Source organism: Microbispora sp. NBRC 16548 (genome assembly GCF_030268985.1).
GTDB lineage: Bacteria > Actinomycetota > Actinomycetes > Streptosporangiales > Streptosporangiaceae > Microbispora > Microbispora catharanthi.
The window spans coordinates 195,408-210,322 of sequence record NZ_BSSF01000002.1 but is presented as its reverse complement, the minus strand read 5'-3'; the positions used below and the strand labels follow the sequence as shown (position 1 = coordinate 210,322).

Genomic DNA, 14,915 nt, shown 5'->3' with positions numbered 1-14,915 from the left:
CGTTCTTCCGGCAATCCTAAGCCTGGCCGCGCTCACTCCTCGCGGTTGGCGGTGTCCGGGGAGAACGCGGGCAGGCAGACTGCCACGTACTCCGCGCCGGACGGCCCGGAGCTGTAGCGGATCTTCTCGCCGGGCTCGCTGACGAACGCCTGCCCCGCCTCGATCACGGTCGTGCCGCCCGCGTGCTCCACGACGACCGACCCCTTGAGCACGAGCGTGTACTCGCCGAACTCCGGGGTCTGCGCGGGCTCCTCCCAGTCGGGCGGGGCCACCATGTGCGCGATGGAGACCTGCTCGTCGCCGCTGTTGACGCGGCCGACGTACTCGTCAATGACCTTGCCGCCCGGCACCGGGATGCGGGTGGGGCCCTCGATCCTCCTGACCATGCCGCCCAGTGTGTCAGTTGATCCGGAATAACGTCATATGCGCATATCCGCACTACGCTTCGGCGGCGCTCCGCCACCGGCCGGGGCGCCGGGGGCGCTACCGTCGGAGGGCCGTCGAGGGAAAGGTGCCCATGAAGCCCGCAGACCCGTCCGCCCTGCCTGTCCGCCGCCTCGGCCTCGCAGACCTGCCCCACTGCCTCGACCTCGCGCAGGACCGCTCCTGGCCGAGGGAGGAGCGCAAGTGGCGGCTCCTGCTGGAGAACGGCGAGGGCTTCGGCGTCGACGCCCCGGACGGCGGCGGACTGGCGGGGACGGTCGTCCTCACCCGCTACGGCAAGACGGCGGCCGCGGTCGGCATGATGCTGGTGGCCTCCCGCTACGGCGGGCGAGGGCTGGGACGCCGTCTCCTGGACCACGTCCTCGCGGAGGCCGGCGACGCGACCCTGTTCCTGTACGCGACGGAGTACGGCCGGCCCCTGTACGAGAAGCTCGGCTTCGAGACGGTCGGCGTGATCGAGGCCCGGGTCGGCCGCTTCGACGCCGGCGACGACCCGTACGGCGGGTCAGGTCCCGGGCGGAGCGCCTCACGGCTCGCCGAGCCCGGGCGGGACCTGGCCGCGCTGTGCGCCCTCGACATCGAGGTCTTCGGGGCCGACCGGTCGCGCCTGCTGGCCCGCCTGTTCGCCTTCGCCGAGCAGGTCAGGGTCGCCGAGCGGGACGGCGAGATCACCGGCTACGGGGCGGCCTGGCGGAGCGGTGACCGGCTGTTCGTCGGGCCGGTCGTCGCGGAGGACGACGAGACCGCCCGCGCCCTCATCACCGATCTGGCCCGGGACGCGGACATCCGGATCAGGATCGACCTCGACCACCGCCGCCAGGAGTTGATCTCGTGGATCGCCGGGCGCGGCGTGCCGCAGTCCTCCACGACGTCGTTCATGGTCCACGGGGGGCGGGCGCTCCCCGGCGACCGGTCCCGTCTCGTCGCCTCGTTCATGTCGGCGCTCGGCTGAGCCGACAGAGGCGGGCGGCGGCCTCGAAGTCCGGCGCACCGCGCCGGCTCCGGCGGCCACGCGGACGGCGGAAAGGGGCGCCCCGGCGAACGGGACGCCCCTCCTCCGACGACGGCGGGGAACCGGCGGACGGGTCAGACCGCCTCCAGCACCGGCTCCTCCCGTGCCTCGACCGGCTGCCGCCGGAACCGGAGCCCGGTGAGGGCCACGGCCAGGCCGACGAGGGCGAACCCGGCCGAGACCACGATCGCGGCGCGGAAGCGGGCGATCGGGTCGCCGCCGTCCGCCCCCGAGGTCAGGACGGCGGTGACGATCGCCAGCACCACGGCTCCGCCGACCTGGCCGGAGGTGTTCAGCAGGCCCGAGGCGAGCCCCTGCTCCTCGTCGCCGACCCCGGCGGTCGCCTGGATGTTGAGCGAGGGGAACGACAGCGCGAACGCGATGCCCAGCAGGACCATGCCCGGCAGCACCATCGTGAGCAGGCTTGGGTGGAGGTCCACCCGCAGGAACACCGCGTACCCCGCGAGCAGCGCCACCGAGCCCACCACGATCAGGCGCGCGGTGCCGAAGCGGTCGGCGAACCCGCCCATCTTGGTCGAACTGATCGCGACCAGCAGCCCCGCCGGCAGGAACGCGAGGGCGGTCTGCAGGGCGCTCCAGCCCAGCAGGTTCTGGAAGTACTGCATCGCCACGAACTGGAAGCCGACGTACGAGCCGAACAGGATGACCAGGCCGATGTTGGCCCGGGCGAGCGGCGCGGAGCGCAGGATGCCGAGCCGGACCAACGGGTGCCGCACCCGGCGCTCCAGCCAGACGAAGAGGCCGATCAGGGCGGCGGCCCCCGCGAGCGACAGCACGGTGCGCGCCACGCTCACCTTGGGCGCCTCCACCACGGCGAAGACCAGGAGCAGCATGGCCGCGGTGATGGTCGCGGCGCCGAGGAGGTCGTGGCCGCCCTCGCCGCGCTCCTCGCCCCGCCGGAGCAGCCGCAGCCCGGCCACCAGAGCGATGATCGCGACGGGCACCGGCATGAGGAACGTCCAGCGCCATCCGATCTCGGTGAGCACGCCGGACAGGACCAGTCCGAGCGAGAACCCGCTGGCGCCGCAGGCGGTGAAGATGCTCAGGGCCCGGTTGCGGGCGGGACCCTCGGCGAAGGTCGTGGTGATGATGGACAAGGCGGCAGGCGCGGTGAACGCGGCGCTGACGCCCTTCACGAAACGGGCCGCGATCAGCAGCGTCCCGTCGCTCATCAGCCCGCCGAGCAGCGAGGCGACGGCGAAGACGGCCAGGGCGGCCAGGAACACCCGGCGGCGGCCGAGCAGGTCGGCGGTCCGGCCCCCGAGCAGCAGCAGACCGCCGTATCCCAGCACGTAGCCGCTCACCACCCACTGCAGCGATGAGGTGGACATCCCGAGATCGGCCTGGATGGACGGGAGCGCCACCCCGACCATCGACACGTCAAGGGCGTCGAGGAACACGACGGCGCAAAGGACGGTGAGGGCACCCCACAGGCGGGCCCCCCAGCGCTCGTCCCGAGTGGAGGAAGTCATGGCACGGGAACTTACATGCACATGCATTCAATGCACAAGCAATTAATGCCTTTGCATCTAATGCGCACGCATGGTATGGTCGCGCCGAGAAAGGCGGTCTCGCATGAACGACATCGACACCGGCTTCGTGGTCATGGCCTGGCGCGAACTGCTCGCCCGGCACGCGGAAGTGTCGTGCGCGCTGGAGCGGGAGCTGAGCGACAAGCACGGGCTCGGCGTGAGCGAGTTCGAGGTGCTGGAGCGCCTCGTGGAGGGCCAGTTCTCCTGCGCGGAGCCGGGGACGGTCAAGTTCCGGGTGCAAGAGCTCGCCCACCAGGTCCACCTGAGCCAGAGTGCTCTGTCGCGCCTCATCGCCCGCCTGGAACGCGAGGGACTGGTCGCCCGCGCGCTGTGCGAGGCGGACCGGCGCGGGGTGTTCGTGCACGTCACCGAGGAGGGCCGGCGACGGCACGCGGAGGCGACCCCCACCCATCGGGCCGTCCTGTCCGCGCACCTGTTCCCCCACCTCGTGAACGCCGGTTACGCGCCGCCCGTCCCGGACGAGGCGCCACGCCCCCTCTGATCGGGGGCGCCGCCCACGGCACGTGAGCGGGCAGGACGCGCCCGCCCCGCGGTGCCCCATGCGGGCCGTGTCCCATCCGGACGGGACAACTGCCATGCCGAAAGGGGACGGCGGGCTCATGCGGACCGGGACAGAGCTCCGTCATCGTTCTCGGTAGGCGGCGGATGGTCCGCCGGCCACCGAGGAGTACCCGTCGTGAGCTCGTCGTCCCCCACCCCGCACAGGCCATGTGGGCCTCAGCAGTGATCGACCTGGCGGCGCCGGCCGTCGCGACCGCACCTGCCGGCATGCTCGTCCCCGCTACGGCCGCCTCGCCGGTCACCGGTCTCGACCTGGTCGGCGCCGGCGCCGCCGGGCTCGTGGGCGTGCTGGCCGCCGGGCTGTCCGGCAGTCTCCTCCCCCGCCTGTGGCGTGCGCTGCGGCGGCGGGCGCAGCGCACGCCGTACGGCGGCGCGGGCGATCCCCGGTTCCTCGCCGAAGGGCTCGTCGACCGGCTGCGCCAGGCGGGACCGGCCGAGGCGCTGGCGTCCGTGGTCACCGCACTCCGCGACAATCTGGGCGTCACCGGCGTGGCCGTGGAGGTCACCGACGGGCTGCCCGGCCGTCTGGAGAGCGGCGACGTCGGCGCCGATCCCCGGCGGATCCCGCTCGTCTGGCACGGCGAGCTGGTGGGCAGCCTCCTCGTCGGCTCGCGGGGACCGCGCCGGTTCGCTCTCGCACACGACCGGGTGCTGGCCGCGCTCGCCCCCTACGCCGCGGACGCGGCGCACGCGGTGCGGGTGTCCGCCGATCTGCGGCGCTCGCGTGAGCGCGTCCTGGCCGCACGGGAGGAGGAACGCCGGCGGATCCGCCGCGACCTGCACGACGGCCTCGGACAGACGCTGAGCACCATGGCCATGACGATCAACATGGCCAGGATCACGCTGCGGGACTCGGCGCAGGCCGCGCGACCTGGCCGGCCTGCCGTCCACCGTGGAGACGGCCGTCTACCGCATCGTCCAGGAGGCGCTCACCAACGTCCGCAGGCACGCCCGCGCCGGCGCGGCGGAGGTGGAGGTGACACGGACCGGCACGTTGCGGGTCCGGATCAGCGACGACGGCGCCGGGCTGCCCTCGACGGCACGTGCCGGAGTCGGGACGGTCTCCATGCGCGAGCGTGCGGCCGAACTCGGCGGCACCTGCGCGATCACCTCCCGGCCCGGCGGCGGAACCGTGGTCGAGGCCCTGCTCCCGCTGCCGGTCGACACCCGGCACCACGTCTGACCACGGGAAGGCGGCGGGGTCAGACGATCACGAGGGGCACGCCGTCCGCGTCCACCAGCACATCGTTCTGCGCCACCCTCGCGCCCGCCTCCGTCAGCCGCAGGGCCGCCTCCTCCGGGTCCTCGGCGGCGATGGCGACATGCCGGAACCCCCGCCGCCACGGGTCGGGGGTCCACGGGCTCGCGGTCGTGGGGGCGGTGAACGTGAACACCTCCAGGACCGCGTCCCCGGCCAGCAGGTATGTGATCAGGAAGCCTCGCGGGTCCTGGTCCTGCGTTATCTGGCCGACGACCTCGTAGCCGAGCGTGTCCCGGTAGAAGGCCAGCGCGACATCGAGGTCGGCGGACGTGACCGCCACGTGGTCGAAGACCGGCGGCGCCGTACGCGGCCTGCTCAGGGCGGCCAGCCGTTCCCGCTCGGCCAGTTCCGGCGAGGCGACCCGGTGATACCGCAGATAGTTGTCCGTGATCTCCAGATGGGTGCCGTCCGGGTCCTGGAAGAACGCGATGCGCACGCCGCCGACCGCGTCGAGCGGCGGCAGTGTGAAGGGCACCCCGGCGTCGCGGACGCGCTCGGCCCGCAGATCGACGTCGCCGACCTTGAAGCCGATGTGCCGGATGCCGCGCTGGAGGTCGTCGTTCACCCAGCCGCCGAGATCGCCGTCGCCCGTCTCGACCAGTTTGAGCAGCACGGGCCCCGCCGCCAGCCAGGCGACACCCGGACTTCCCGCCGGCCCCTCGGCGGGGGCGAGATCCAGCAGGTCACGGTAGAAGTCGAGCGAGCGGCCCAGGTCGGCGACGCCGAGCGCGACATGCCGGATGCCCCGGTGATCGGACATGGCTCTCCCCTCTGCGCGTCCGGCCGGTCCGGCACGGCAGGACCACCCTGGCACACCGTCCCGTACGGCCGATCACGCCGCCCTCCCGGCAGGCGCGCAGGAGCGGGCCTGCGCGGCCTCGTCGGCCCGCAGCCCGGGCGCCAGCGCGAGGGTGACCGCGACGGAGGCCACCGCCATCACACCCATGGCGGCCGCGGCCGAGGTGAACTGGGCCACTGCCCCCGCGACCGCCGCGCCGACCCCCTGCATGGTGAGCACGCCGGACGACTGCAGCCCGAGCGCCTGCCCGCTCATCTCCTCCGGGGTGACAGCCATGAGGCGTTCCTGGAGCAGGAGGCTGGCCGAATATCCGGCCGAGGCGAGCACGACGGCGGCGACCGCGACCGGCAGGGACGGGTGGAAGAGGAAGACCAGGTAGGGCACGGCGAGCAGCAGCCGCAGCGGAGCGCTCAGCCGCTCGCGCCACCGCCTGGGGACGAACCGCCCCATCAGCGTGTCACCGGCGAGCATCCCTGCGGCGGCACAGGCGAACAGCGGCCCGGCGTGCCGGGAGTCGTAGGCGACGTACAGCGACTCGCAGCCGACGATCAGGCCGTTCGGCACCCACAGAGCCAGGTAGAGGCGGCGGCGCGACCCGGACGACCAGAGCGCGCGGTTGATCCGCCACGTCTCCGCGGGCGAGGGCCGTCCCTGCGCGCGGGGCGGACGGGCCGTGAGCCCCCACCGGGCGACGGCCGCGGCGGCGAGATACAACCCCGCCCCCGCGAGCAGGGTGCCACGCGGGGACAGCGCGGTCACGAGCACGCCTCCGGTGACGAAGCCGATGATCTGCTGCACGCCGACCGACATGCTGAGCACCGAGCGGCCGAGCAGGTAGCCGTCCCTGGGCAGGATCTCGTTGAGCAGCCCGAACCGGACTCCGCCGCCGAGGGAGGCGGCGAGCCCCATGCCGAGGACGACCGCGAACACCGCCCACAGCGGCAGCCCGGGCACGGCGAGCGCGGCCGTGCCGGCGCAGTGGACCAGCGCCAGCGCCGCCATCGCGGCGCGCGGGGGCAGCCGGTCGGCGGCCGACAGCAGCACCGTCGCCCCGAGCACCTGCGCGAAGGACGAGCCGAACATGCTCAGGGCCGACAGCAGCGGCGACCCCGTCGCCCCGTACACGAGCGTGCCGAGCGCCAGGCCGCTCACCGTCGAAGCCGCCACCTGCGCGGACGCGACGGTGAACAGGGGCGTGAACTCGGGGGTGCGAAACAGTTGTCGATATGTGCGCATGACGGGAGCCTCGATCACCGCCGCACTCCGCCGTTATTGTTTCGCGGGGAGGCGAAACATGGGCTGGTGGCTGGTCAACGCCGACACTCTCGCGGAGAGCCGGTTCGTGATCTCCCCGCTGGCCGAGGCCACCGCCTGCCTGTTCACCCTGGAGAGGGCGTCGGCCGCGCATCCGGGCGAGCGGGCATGGCTCGACACCCACCTGCCCGCCTACCGGTCCCGCCTGGCCGGCGACCCGATCACGGCGCTGCTGCTCAGGGCCGCGCGGGGACGCAACTGGACCGCCGACTTCCTCACGCCCGCTCCGACCGGCGAGGGCGAGCCCGCCTTCGAGGAGGAACTGGCCCGCGTCCGCGCGACCCCGCCCGAGACCGCGCACGCCGACATCGAGGTGGCGCTGCGCGGCCCGTTGCCGGAGTCGCTGCGCCGTCCCGACCTGCCCGAACGCGCGGCCGGCCTGCTGGAGTGGGTGTGGACGCGAACTGTGCTGCCCGACTGGCCGCGCCGTCGGCGGATCATGGAGGCCGACATCGTCGCCCGCGTGGGCCATGTCAGCCAGGGCGGCTGGGCCGCCGCGCTGAACGACATGCGCAAGGGGATGCGCTGGCTCGGCGGCAACCGGTTGCAGATCAACACCTACGACTACCCGCCGAGGCAGATCGGCGGGGCGAGGCTGATGTTCGTCCCGGTCACTCCCCGCCAGGCGTGGACCGCCTGGACGGCGGGCCGGCACTACGCCCTGGTCTACCCCTGCTCGGGAACGCTGGCCGAGCCGGACCGGGCGCCGGCGCCCGAGACGCTCGGCAGGCTGCTCGGCCCGGCGCGGGCGCGGGTGCTCGTGCTGCTCTCCGCGCCGAAGAGCACGACCCATCTCGTGGCGCTGACCGGCCAGGGGCTGGGATCGGTGGGCCGCCACCTCAAGGTGCTCCTCGACGCCGGTCTCGTACGGCGCCGCCGGGCCGGGCGGTCGGTCCTGTACTACCGCACGCCCCTCGGCGACGCCCTCGCGGCGAGCGACGCGGAGTATCGTTCGCTATAGTGAACATATGGTTCCGTTGAAGATGCCTTCATGAGCGGGGCGGCCGCGGCGATCGGCGCCCAGATCCGGCTGCGCCGGGCGCAGCGCGGGATGAGCGCGGCCGAGCTCGCCCGCCGGGCCGGTCTCGGCAAGGCGACGCTGTCCGGCCTGGAGGCGGGCACCGGCAATCCGACGATCGAGACGCTGGAAGCCGTCGCCCTGGCGCTGCACATCCCCCTGACCGACCTGCTGACCAGGGACACCGACACCGGTCCCGTCCACCTGCCCTCGACGCCCGCGGCCGCCGACGGCCCGACACGCGAACTGCTGCGCCGGATCGGCAGCGGGCACAGCCTGGAGCTGTGGCGGCTGCGCGTCCCCCCGCACACCGACCTCGACGGCATCCCGCACGCGCCCGGCACCGTCGAGCACCTGTTTGTCGCCTCGGGCGAGGTCACGGCCGGCCCGGACGACGACCCGCGTCTCCTCGGGCCGGGCGACCTGCTGGCCTTCGCGGGCGACCGCCCGCACCGCTACCGCACCGGCGACGCCCCGGCGGACGTCACGGTCGTCATCGCCTCGCCCGTGGCCGGCTGAGCCCTGCCTCCGCTGCCTCCCCTGCCTCCCCGCCGAGCCCGTCCAGGAAGGACCCGCCCATGTCGTGGTTGCCGTTGTTTCCCCTGCTCGGCGTCTGGATCCTGGTGGTGATGAGCCCGGGTCCCGACTTCCTCATCGTGCTCAGACACTCGGCCGGCGGGTCGCGGCGCAGCGGCGTACGCGCGGCCGCGGGCGTCGTCACCGGCATCGGCGTGTGGGCGGTCGCCGGTCTGTTCGGCGTCACCGTGCTCGTCCAGCGGTTCGAGTGGCTCTACATCGCCGCCCGCGTCGCCGGCGCGCTGTTCCTCGTCGCGTTCGGCGTGGCGACCATCCGCGCCGCTCGCAAGCAGTCGTCCCCGGACGGCGACGACGCGGCGCCGGTCGTCGCCGCGCACGGTCCGGGCAGGCTGCGCGAGTGGCGCGCCGGGCTGCTGACCAACCTCGCCAACCCCAAGGCCCTCGTCTTCTTCGGCGCCCTGTTCGCCAGCCTGCTCCCGCACCGTACGGACCTCGCCATGCGGGCGGTCACGCTCGGCGCGATGCTGGCAGTGGCGTTCGCCTGGTTCTCCGCCGTCGCCTTCCTGGCCGGCAGCCCGTGGATCACCAGGGGCTACCGGCGGCTGCGGAAGAGGCTCGACATGCTCACCGGCGGCCTGTTCGTCGGCATGGGCGCGCTGCTGATCACCCGCTGAGCCGATCCCTCCCGACCTCAGGCGGTGAGGCGGTCGATCACCAGCGGGAGCAGGTCGAGGCCGTCCTCGCCGATCTCGTACGCGCCCTCCAGAGCCTGGAGGGCCCGGTCGAACCTGGCGGCCTCGTCGGCGTACAGGGTCATCAGCGGGGCCCCGGCGCGGACCGTCTCACCGGGCTTGGCGTGCAGGACGATGCCCGCGCCGGCCGACACCGGGTCCTCCTTGCGGGCCCGTCCGGCCCCGAGCCGCCAGGCGGCCACGCCGACCTTGAGCGCGTCGAGCGTGCGCAGCGTGCCCGAGGCGGGGGCGACGACCACGGCCGACTCGGCGGCCGTCGGCAGCGGCGCGTCCGGGTCGCCGCCCTGGGCGACGATCATTCGCCGCCAGGCGTCCATCGCCGAGCCGTCCTTCAGCGCCTCCTCGGGGTCCCTGGCGCCCGGGACGGCGGCGGCCTCCAGCATCTCCCTGGCCAGCCGTACGGTGAGTTCGACCACGTCGGCGGGGCCGCCACCGGCGAGCACCTCGACGGCCTCCTCGACCTCCAGCGCGTTGCCCACCTTCAGGCCCAGCGGCCGGTCCATCGCGGTCAGCAGGGCGACCGTGCGCACCCCGGCGTCGGTGCCGAGCTCGACCATCGTCCGCGCCAGCTCCCGGGCGTCGTCCACGTTCTTCATGAACGCGCCGGAGCCGGCCTTCACGTCGAGCACGAGCGACCCCGTGCCCTCGGCGATCTTCTTGGACATGATCGAGGAGGCGATCAGCGGGATCGACTCGACCGTGCCGGTGACGTCGCGCAGCGCGTAGAGCTTCTTGTCGGCGGGCGCGAGGCCCGCGCCCGCCGCGCAGACGACCGCTCCGGCCGAGCGGATCACGGCGAGCATCTCGTCGTTCGACAGCGACGCCCGCCAGCCGGGGATCGACTCCAGCTTGTCCAGCGTGCCGCCGGTGTGCCCGAGACCCCGCCCGGACAGCTGCGGCACGTACGCGCCGCAGGCGGCGACCAGCGGAGCCAGCGGCAAAGTGATCTTGTCGCCGACCCCGCCGGTGGAGTGCTTGTCGGCCGTGGGCCGGTCGAGGGAGGACCAGTCCATCCGCTCCCCCGACCTGATCATGGCCTGGGTCCAGTCCGCGATCTCCCTGCGGTTCATGCCGTTGAGCAGGATCGCCATCAGCAGCGCCGACATCTGCTCGTCGGCCACCTCGCCCCGCGTGTGCGCGCCGATCACCCAGTCGATCTGGGCGGTCGACAGCTCACCCCGGTCGCGCTTGACGGTGATGACCTCGATCGCGTCGAACCCCACACTTCCCCCTCTATCGCGACAGATCGTCGGGCCCGAAGGCGAACGGCAGGAAATCGGCCATCCGCATCGGCCCGTCGGGCGTCTCCACCAGCAGCTCGGCGCCGCCGTGTTCGAACAGCAGCTGACGGCAGCGGCCGCACGGCATCAGCAGCTCGCCGTGGCCGTCCACGCAGGTGAAGGCCACCAGCCTGCCGCCGCCGCTCGCGTACAGCGCCGAGACCAGCCCGCACTCGGCGCACAACCCCACGCCGTACGACGCGTTCTCCACGTTGCAGCCGGTCACGACCCGGCCGTCGTCGACGAGCGCCGCGGCTCCTACGGGAAACTTCGAATACGGCGCGTACGCGTGAGTCATGGCCTCGCGGGCCGCGACCCGCAGCGCCTCCCAGTCGATGCTCATTTCGCCTGCCCCCTTCGATACGGGACGCCGTCGGCCGCCGGCATGCGCAGGCGTTGTGAGGCCAGCGACAGCACCAGCAGCGTGGTCAGGTGGGGGGTGAACGAGGTGAACTGCTCCGGCACCGTGTCCGTCACGGCGAACACCACGAACACCGCGATCGCCACCACCCCGGTGATCAGTGCCGCGCCCCCGCGCCGCTGCCGCACGAGCTGGTAGACCGCCACGGCGACGAGCAGCAGAGCGACGACGAGCAGCAGCGCGTGCACCGAGATGCCGCCCTGCCGGAGCTGGAGCGCGTCGGTGTAGCCGAACAGCGCCGCGCCACCGGCGAGCCCGCCGGGACGCCAGTTGCCGAAGATCATGGCGGCGAGGCCGATGTAGCCGCGTCCGCCCGTCTGCCCGTCACGGTAGATTCCCGCGGCCACCAGCGACAGGAACGCGCCGCCGAGCCCGGCGAGCACGCCGGAGACGATCACGGCGGCCCACTTGTACAGGTAGACGTTGACGCCCAGCGACTCCGCCGCGACCGGACGCTCGCCGCACGCCCTCAGGCGCAGGCCGAACGGCGTGCGCCACAGGACGTAGAACGACAGCGGGACCAGCAGGATCGCCAGGATCGTGAACCAGGACACGCCCTGGGTGATGCCCCGCAGCACGCCCGCGAAGTCCGACAGGACGAACCAGTGCTTGGCCTCGACGGTCCGCAGCGGGTCGTCGAGGAAGCCCAGGCTCACCGTGCCCATCTTGGGCAGCGGCGGCGAGTTCTTCGTCCCGCCGCCCGGCATGCCGTCGAAGACGAGCTGGGACAGGTACTGGGTGAAGCCGACGCCGACGATGTTGATCGCCACGCCGGAGATGATGTGGTCGACGCCGAAGGTCACGGTCGCGACGGCGTGGATCGCCGCGCCCAGCGCCCCGCCGACGGCGCCGGCGACCACGCCCGCCCAGGGGCTGTGGAACTGGAGGGCGCCCCAGGCCCCGAACCAGGTGCCGAGCACCATCATGCCTTCGAGGCCGATGTTGACCACGCCGGCCCGTTCCGACCAGAGGCCGCCGAGACCGGCGAGCCCGATCGGCACGGCGAGGCCGAGGGCGGCGCTGACCGTGCCCGCCGAGGTGATGTCGTTCGCCCCGGTCACCAGCCGCGCGATCGACAGCAGCACCACGAGCCCGGCCAGGCCGAGCAGGAGCACCGGCGCCGACAGCCGGAAGCGCCGCGCCTGCGGCGTCTCGACCGGGCGGTCGACCGGGAGGTCCGTCGCCGTCATGCCGTCTCCTCGATTCCGTCCGGCCCTGTCATGCCGCCGCCTCCGCCTTCGGCGCCTCCTGTGGCGCGGCGAGCTCGCGGCTGACCCTGCGCTGCTCCGCGACGATCCGATAGCGGTGGACCAGCTCGTACGCGATGATCACGGAGAGCACGACGACGCCCTGCATGATCTGGACGATCTCCTTGGAGATGTCGAGCAGCTGAAGCTGGTTGGACGAGTTGTCCAGGAAGCTCCACAGCAGCGCGCCGACCGCCATGCCGACCGGGTTGTTGCGGCCGAGCAGGGCGATCGCGATGCCCGTGAAGCCGAGGCCGGCCGGGAAGTTGTTGCTGTACTTGTAGGAGGCGCCGAGCAGCTCCGGCATGCCGATCAGACCGGCGACCGCCCCCGACATGACCATCGTGACGACGATCATCCTCTTCACGCTGACACCGCTGGCCACCGCCGCGGACTCGGACTTGCCGGTCGCCCGCAGCTCGAAGCCGAACCGGGTGCGGTTGAGCACGACCCAGTACGCGACGCCGAGCAGGACCGCCACCACGATGAACCCGTTGACCAGCACCGGCGTGCCGGCGATGAGCGGGATGCCCGGCATGTGCGCGTCGTCGGGGATGGGCCTGGTGCCGAGATCGTTGCCGGTCAGCACGCCGAAGTGCTCGCTGACCAGCCATGACCCGAGGCCGGTGGCGATCGCGTTCAGCATGATGGTCGAGATGACCTCGCTCACGCCCCGGTACACCCGGAGCAGGCCGGCGATCGCGGCCCACAGGGCGCCGACGACCACCGCGACGACGATCACGAGGACGATGTTGAGCACGCCGGGCACCACGGCGGCGCCGCCGAGCCCGGCGGCGACCACGGCCGCGAGCCGGTACTGACCGTCCACGCCGATGTTGAAGAGGTTCATCCGGAAGCCGACGGCCACCGCGAGCGCGGAGATGTAGTACATGACCCCCGTGTTGAGGATCATGGCCATCGACCGCGGCTGGGTGCCGTAGTCCGCGAGGGTGGTGAACGCCTCCACGGGCGCCTTGCCCGCCACGAGCAGGACCACCGAGGTGATCAGGATCGCGAAGACGACCGCGATGACCGGCGCGGCGACGGCGAGCCAGCCGCCCAGCCGCACCCGGCCGAGCACCCGGTCGAGGAACCCGTTCATACCGTCTCCTCCCCGGCGCCGGTCATCGCCGAGCCCAGTTGCTCGGGGGTCACGTTCGCGGGATCGACGTCGGCGACGATCCTGCCGCGCAGGATCACCTTGAGTGTGTCGGACAGCCCGATCAGCTCGTCGAGGTCCGCGGAGATCAGCAGCACGGCCAGCCCGGCGGCGCGCGCGGTGCGCAGGTGGTCCCAGATGGCCGCCTGGGCGCCGATGTCCACGCCGCGGGTGGGGTGGCTGGCGATGAGCAGCACGGGGTCGCCGCTCATCTCCCGCCCGACGATCAGCTTCTGCTGGTTGCCGCCGGACAGCGTGGCCGCGTCCACGTCGATGCCGGGGGTGCGCACGTCGTACTCCTCGACGATGCGCCGGGTGTCGGCCCGCGCGCCGGCGCGGTCGATCCACGGGCCCTTGACGTTGGGCCGGCGGGTCTGGTGGCCGAGGATGCGGTTCTCCCAGAGCGGCGACTCCAGCAGCAGCCCGTGCCGGTGGCGGTCCTCGGGGATGTAGCCGATGCCGCCCGCGCGCCGCCTGAGCGTCGACCAGTGGGAGATGTCGGCGCCGCCGAGCGTGAGCGCCCCCGCCTCGCAGGGGCGCATGCCCATGATCGCTTCGACGAGTTCCGCCTGGCCGTTGCCCTCGACGCCCGCGATGCCGAGCACCTCGCCCTTGTGGATGTCGAAGCTCACGTTCTCGACCACCGGACGCCCGTCACCGGTGCGCACGGTCAGGTCGCGTACGGACAGGGCGACGACGTCGGTGACGGTCGACTCGCGGGTCTCTGGGCTGGGCAGCTCGCTGCCGACCATGAGCTCCGCGAGCTTGCGGGAGGTCACGTCCTTGGGGTTCACGGTCGCCACGGTGGTCCCGCGCCGGATGACGGTGATCTCGTCGGCGACTCGCAGGACCTCGTCCAGCTTGTGGGAGATGAACAGGATCGTCAGCCCCTCGCGGACCAGGCCGCGCAGGTTGTCGAACAGCTCGTCCACCTCGTGGGGCACGAGCACGGCGGTCGGCTCGTCCAGGATCAGGATGCGGGCGCCCCGATAGAGCACCTTCAGGATCTCCACCCGCTGCCGGTCGCCGACCCCCAGGTCCTCGACCGGCACGTCCGGCCGTACGCCCAGGCCGTACGCGTCGGAGATCTCCTTGATCTTCTTACGCGCGGCGGCGAAGTCGAGGGCGAGGCCGCCCCGGCGCGGCTCGCTGCCCAGAACCACGTTCTCCAGCACGGTCAGGTTGTCGGCCAGCATGAAGTGCTGGTGGACCATGCCGATGCCCGCGGAGATGGCGTCGGCGGGGGTGTGGAAGCCCACGGGCGACCCGTTGACGCGGATCTCGCCCTCGTCGGGGCGCTGCATCCCGTACAGGATCTTCATCAGCGTGGACTTCCCCGCGCCGTTCTCGCCGACGAGGGCGTGGATGTGCCCTTTGGCGACGCGGAGGTGGATGTCGCTGTTGGCGACGACTCCCGGGAACCTCTTGGTGATCCCGGTGAGTTCTACTGCGGGTTCCGTAACGGTCGCGGCGGTAATGTCGGCCTCCTCCTCGCGGAGTGCCCGGTGACGGTCAAGTGATAGTGAGAGTAGAGCA

The 14,915-nt window shown here is 72.7% G+C and carries 16 protein-coding genes and 1 pseudogene; 7 read left to right on the top strand and 10 right to left on the bottom strand.

Annotated elements, in window-relative coordinates:
- Window positions 1–32 precede the first annotated feature (32 nt).
- A complete protein-coding gene (locus QSK36_RS05450) occupies window positions 33–386 on the bottom strand; it encodes a cupin domain-containing protein (RefSeq protein ID WP_285781545.1) in 354 nt (117 codons plus the stop codon).
- Between the two features lie 131 nt (window positions 387–517).
- On the opposite strand from QSK36_RS05450, the gene QSK36_RS05445 reads away from it, so the two are divergent.
- A complete protein-coding gene (locus QSK36_RS05445) occupies window positions 518–1,396 on the top strand; it encodes a GNAT family N-acetyltransferase (RefSeq protein WP_285781544.1) in 879 nt (292 codons plus the stop codon).
- 134 nt (window positions 1,397–1,530) lie between these two features.
- Here QSK36_RS05445 and QSK36_RS05440 read toward each other — a convergent pair whose 3' ends face one another.
- Window positions 1,531–2,949 carry an MFS transporter gene (locus tag QSK36_RS05440; RefSeq protein ID WP_225897810.1) on the bottom strand — a complete coding sequence of 473 codons (1,419 nt, stop codon included), beginning with the start codon at window positions 2,947–2,949 and terminating at the stop codon, window positions 1,531–1,533.
- A gap of 103 nt (window positions 2,950–3,052) precedes the next feature.
- Between QSK36_RS05440 and QSK36_RS05435 the strand changes: the two genes are divergently transcribed.
- Window positions 3,053–3,511: a MarR family winged helix-turn-helix transcriptional regulator gene (locus tag QSK36_RS05435; protein WP_182898612.1), complete on the top strand. Its 459-nt coding sequence runs from the start codon at window positions 3,053–3,055 to the stop codon at window positions 3,509–3,511.
- Between the two features lie 236 nt (window positions 3,512–3,747).
- Here the strand turns inward: QSK36_RS05435 and QSK36_RS05430 are convergent, their stop codons facing one another.
- The gene (locus QSK36_RS05430) at window positions 3,748–4,374 is read right to left on the bottom strand and encodes a hypothetical protein (protein ID WP_285781543.1); all 627 of its coding nucleotides are present in this window, start codon (window positions 4,372–4,374) and stop codon (window positions 3,748–3,750) included.
- On the opposite strand from QSK36_RS05430, the pseudogene QSK36_RS43435 reads away from it, so the two are divergent.
- Both QSK36_RS43435 and QSK36_RS05425 read left to right on the top strand, forming a co-directional pair.
- Window positions 4,357–4,407, top strand: a pseudogene (locus QSK36_RS43435) (hypothetical protein); the annotation flags it as partial. The gene QSK36_RS05430 and the pseudogene QSK36_RS43435 overlap by 18 nt on opposite strands.
- A gap of 76 nt (window positions 4,408–4,483) precedes the next feature.
- Window positions 4,484–4,774, top strand: a complete 291-nt coding sequence (locus QSK36_RS05425) for a sensor histidine kinase (RefSeq protein ID WP_285781542.1) — start codon at window positions 4,484–4,486, stop codon at window positions 4,772–4,774.
- Between the two features lie 19 nt (window positions 4,775–4,793).
- Here the strand turns inward: QSK36_RS05425 and QSK36_RS05420 are convergent, their stop codons facing one another.
- A complete protein-coding gene (locus QSK36_RS05420) occupies window positions 4,794–5,612 on the bottom strand; it encodes a VOC family protein (RefSeq protein ID WP_285781541.1) in 819 nt (272 codons plus the stop codon).
- A gap of 72 nt (window positions 5,613–5,684) precedes the next feature.
- A complete protein-coding gene (locus QSK36_RS05415) occupies window positions 5,685–6,887 on the bottom strand; it encodes an MFS transporter (RefSeq protein WP_285781540.1) in 1,203 nt (400 codons plus the stop codon).
- Between the two features lie 58 nt (window positions 6,888–6,945).
- Here QSK36_RS05415 and QSK36_RS05410 point away from each other — a divergent pair, with 58 nt between their 5' ends.
- Genes QSK36_RS05410 through QSK36_RS05400 form a run of 3 tightly spaced genes read left to right on the top strand, consistent with a single transcriptional unit; the run spans window position 6,946 to window position 9,194 of the window.
- The gene (locus tag QSK36_RS05410) at window positions 6,946–7,926 is read left to right on the top strand and encodes an ArsR/SmtB family transcription factor (RefSeq protein ID WP_285781539.1); all 981 of its coding nucleotides are present in this window, start codon (window positions 6,946–6,948) and stop codon (window positions 7,924–7,926) included.
- Between the two features lie 30 nt (window positions 7,927–7,956).
- Entirely contained in the window at window positions 7,957–8,502 is a 546-nt protein-coding gene (locus QSK36_RS05405) for a helix-turn-helix domain-containing protein (protein WP_285781538.1), read from the top strand.
- Window positions 8,503–8,561: 59 nt separating this feature from the next.
- Window positions 8,562–9,194, top strand: a complete 633-nt coding sequence (locus QSK36_RS05400; RefSeq protein WP_285781537.1) for a LysE family transporter — start codon at window positions 8,562–8,564, stop codon at window positions 9,192–9,194.
- A gap of 17 nt (window positions 9,195–9,211) precedes the next feature.
- On the opposite strand, the gene QSK36_RS05395 is transcribed toward QSK36_RS05400, so the two are convergent.
- The 5 genes from QSK36_RS05395 to QSK36_RS05375 are packed head-to-tail and all read right to left on the bottom strand — an operon-like array spanning window position 9,212 to window position 14,857.
- The gene (locus QSK36_RS05395; protein ID WP_285781536.1) at window positions 9,212–10,495 is read right to left on the bottom strand and encodes a thymidine phosphorylase; all 1,284 of its coding nucleotides are present in this window, start codon (window positions 10,493–10,495) and stop codon (window positions 9,212–9,214) included.
- A 10-nt stretch (window positions 10,496–10,505) separates the two neighbouring features.
- Complete coding sequence (locus QSK36_RS05390) at window positions 10,506–10,895, bottom strand: cytidine deaminase (RefSeq protein WP_183534485.1); 390 nt, start codon at window positions 10,893–10,895, stop codon at window positions 10,506–10,508.
- On the bottom strand, window positions 10,892–12,163 hold the full coding sequence (locus tag QSK36_RS05385; protein ID WP_285781535.1) for an ABC transporter permease: 1,272 nt from the start codon (window positions 12,161–12,163) through the stop codon (window positions 10,892–10,894). The genes QSK36_RS05390 and QSK36_RS05385 overlap by 4 nt, the downstream gene beginning before the upstream one ends.
- 28 nt (window positions 12,164–12,191) lie before the next feature.
- Window positions 12,192–13,322, bottom strand: a complete 1,131-nt coding sequence (locus QSK36_RS05380; protein WP_285781534.1) for an ABC transporter permease — start codon at window positions 13,320–13,322, stop codon at window positions 12,192–12,194.
- Window positions 13,319–14,857, bottom strand: a complete 1,539-nt coding sequence (locus QSK36_RS05375; protein WP_139573519.1) for an ABC transporter ATP-binding protein — start codon at window positions 14,855–14,857, stop codon at window positions 13,319–13,321. Before QSK36_RS05375 ends, QSK36_RS05380 begins: the two co-directional genes overlap by 4 nt.
- Window positions 14,858–14,915 lie beyond the last annotated feature (58 nt).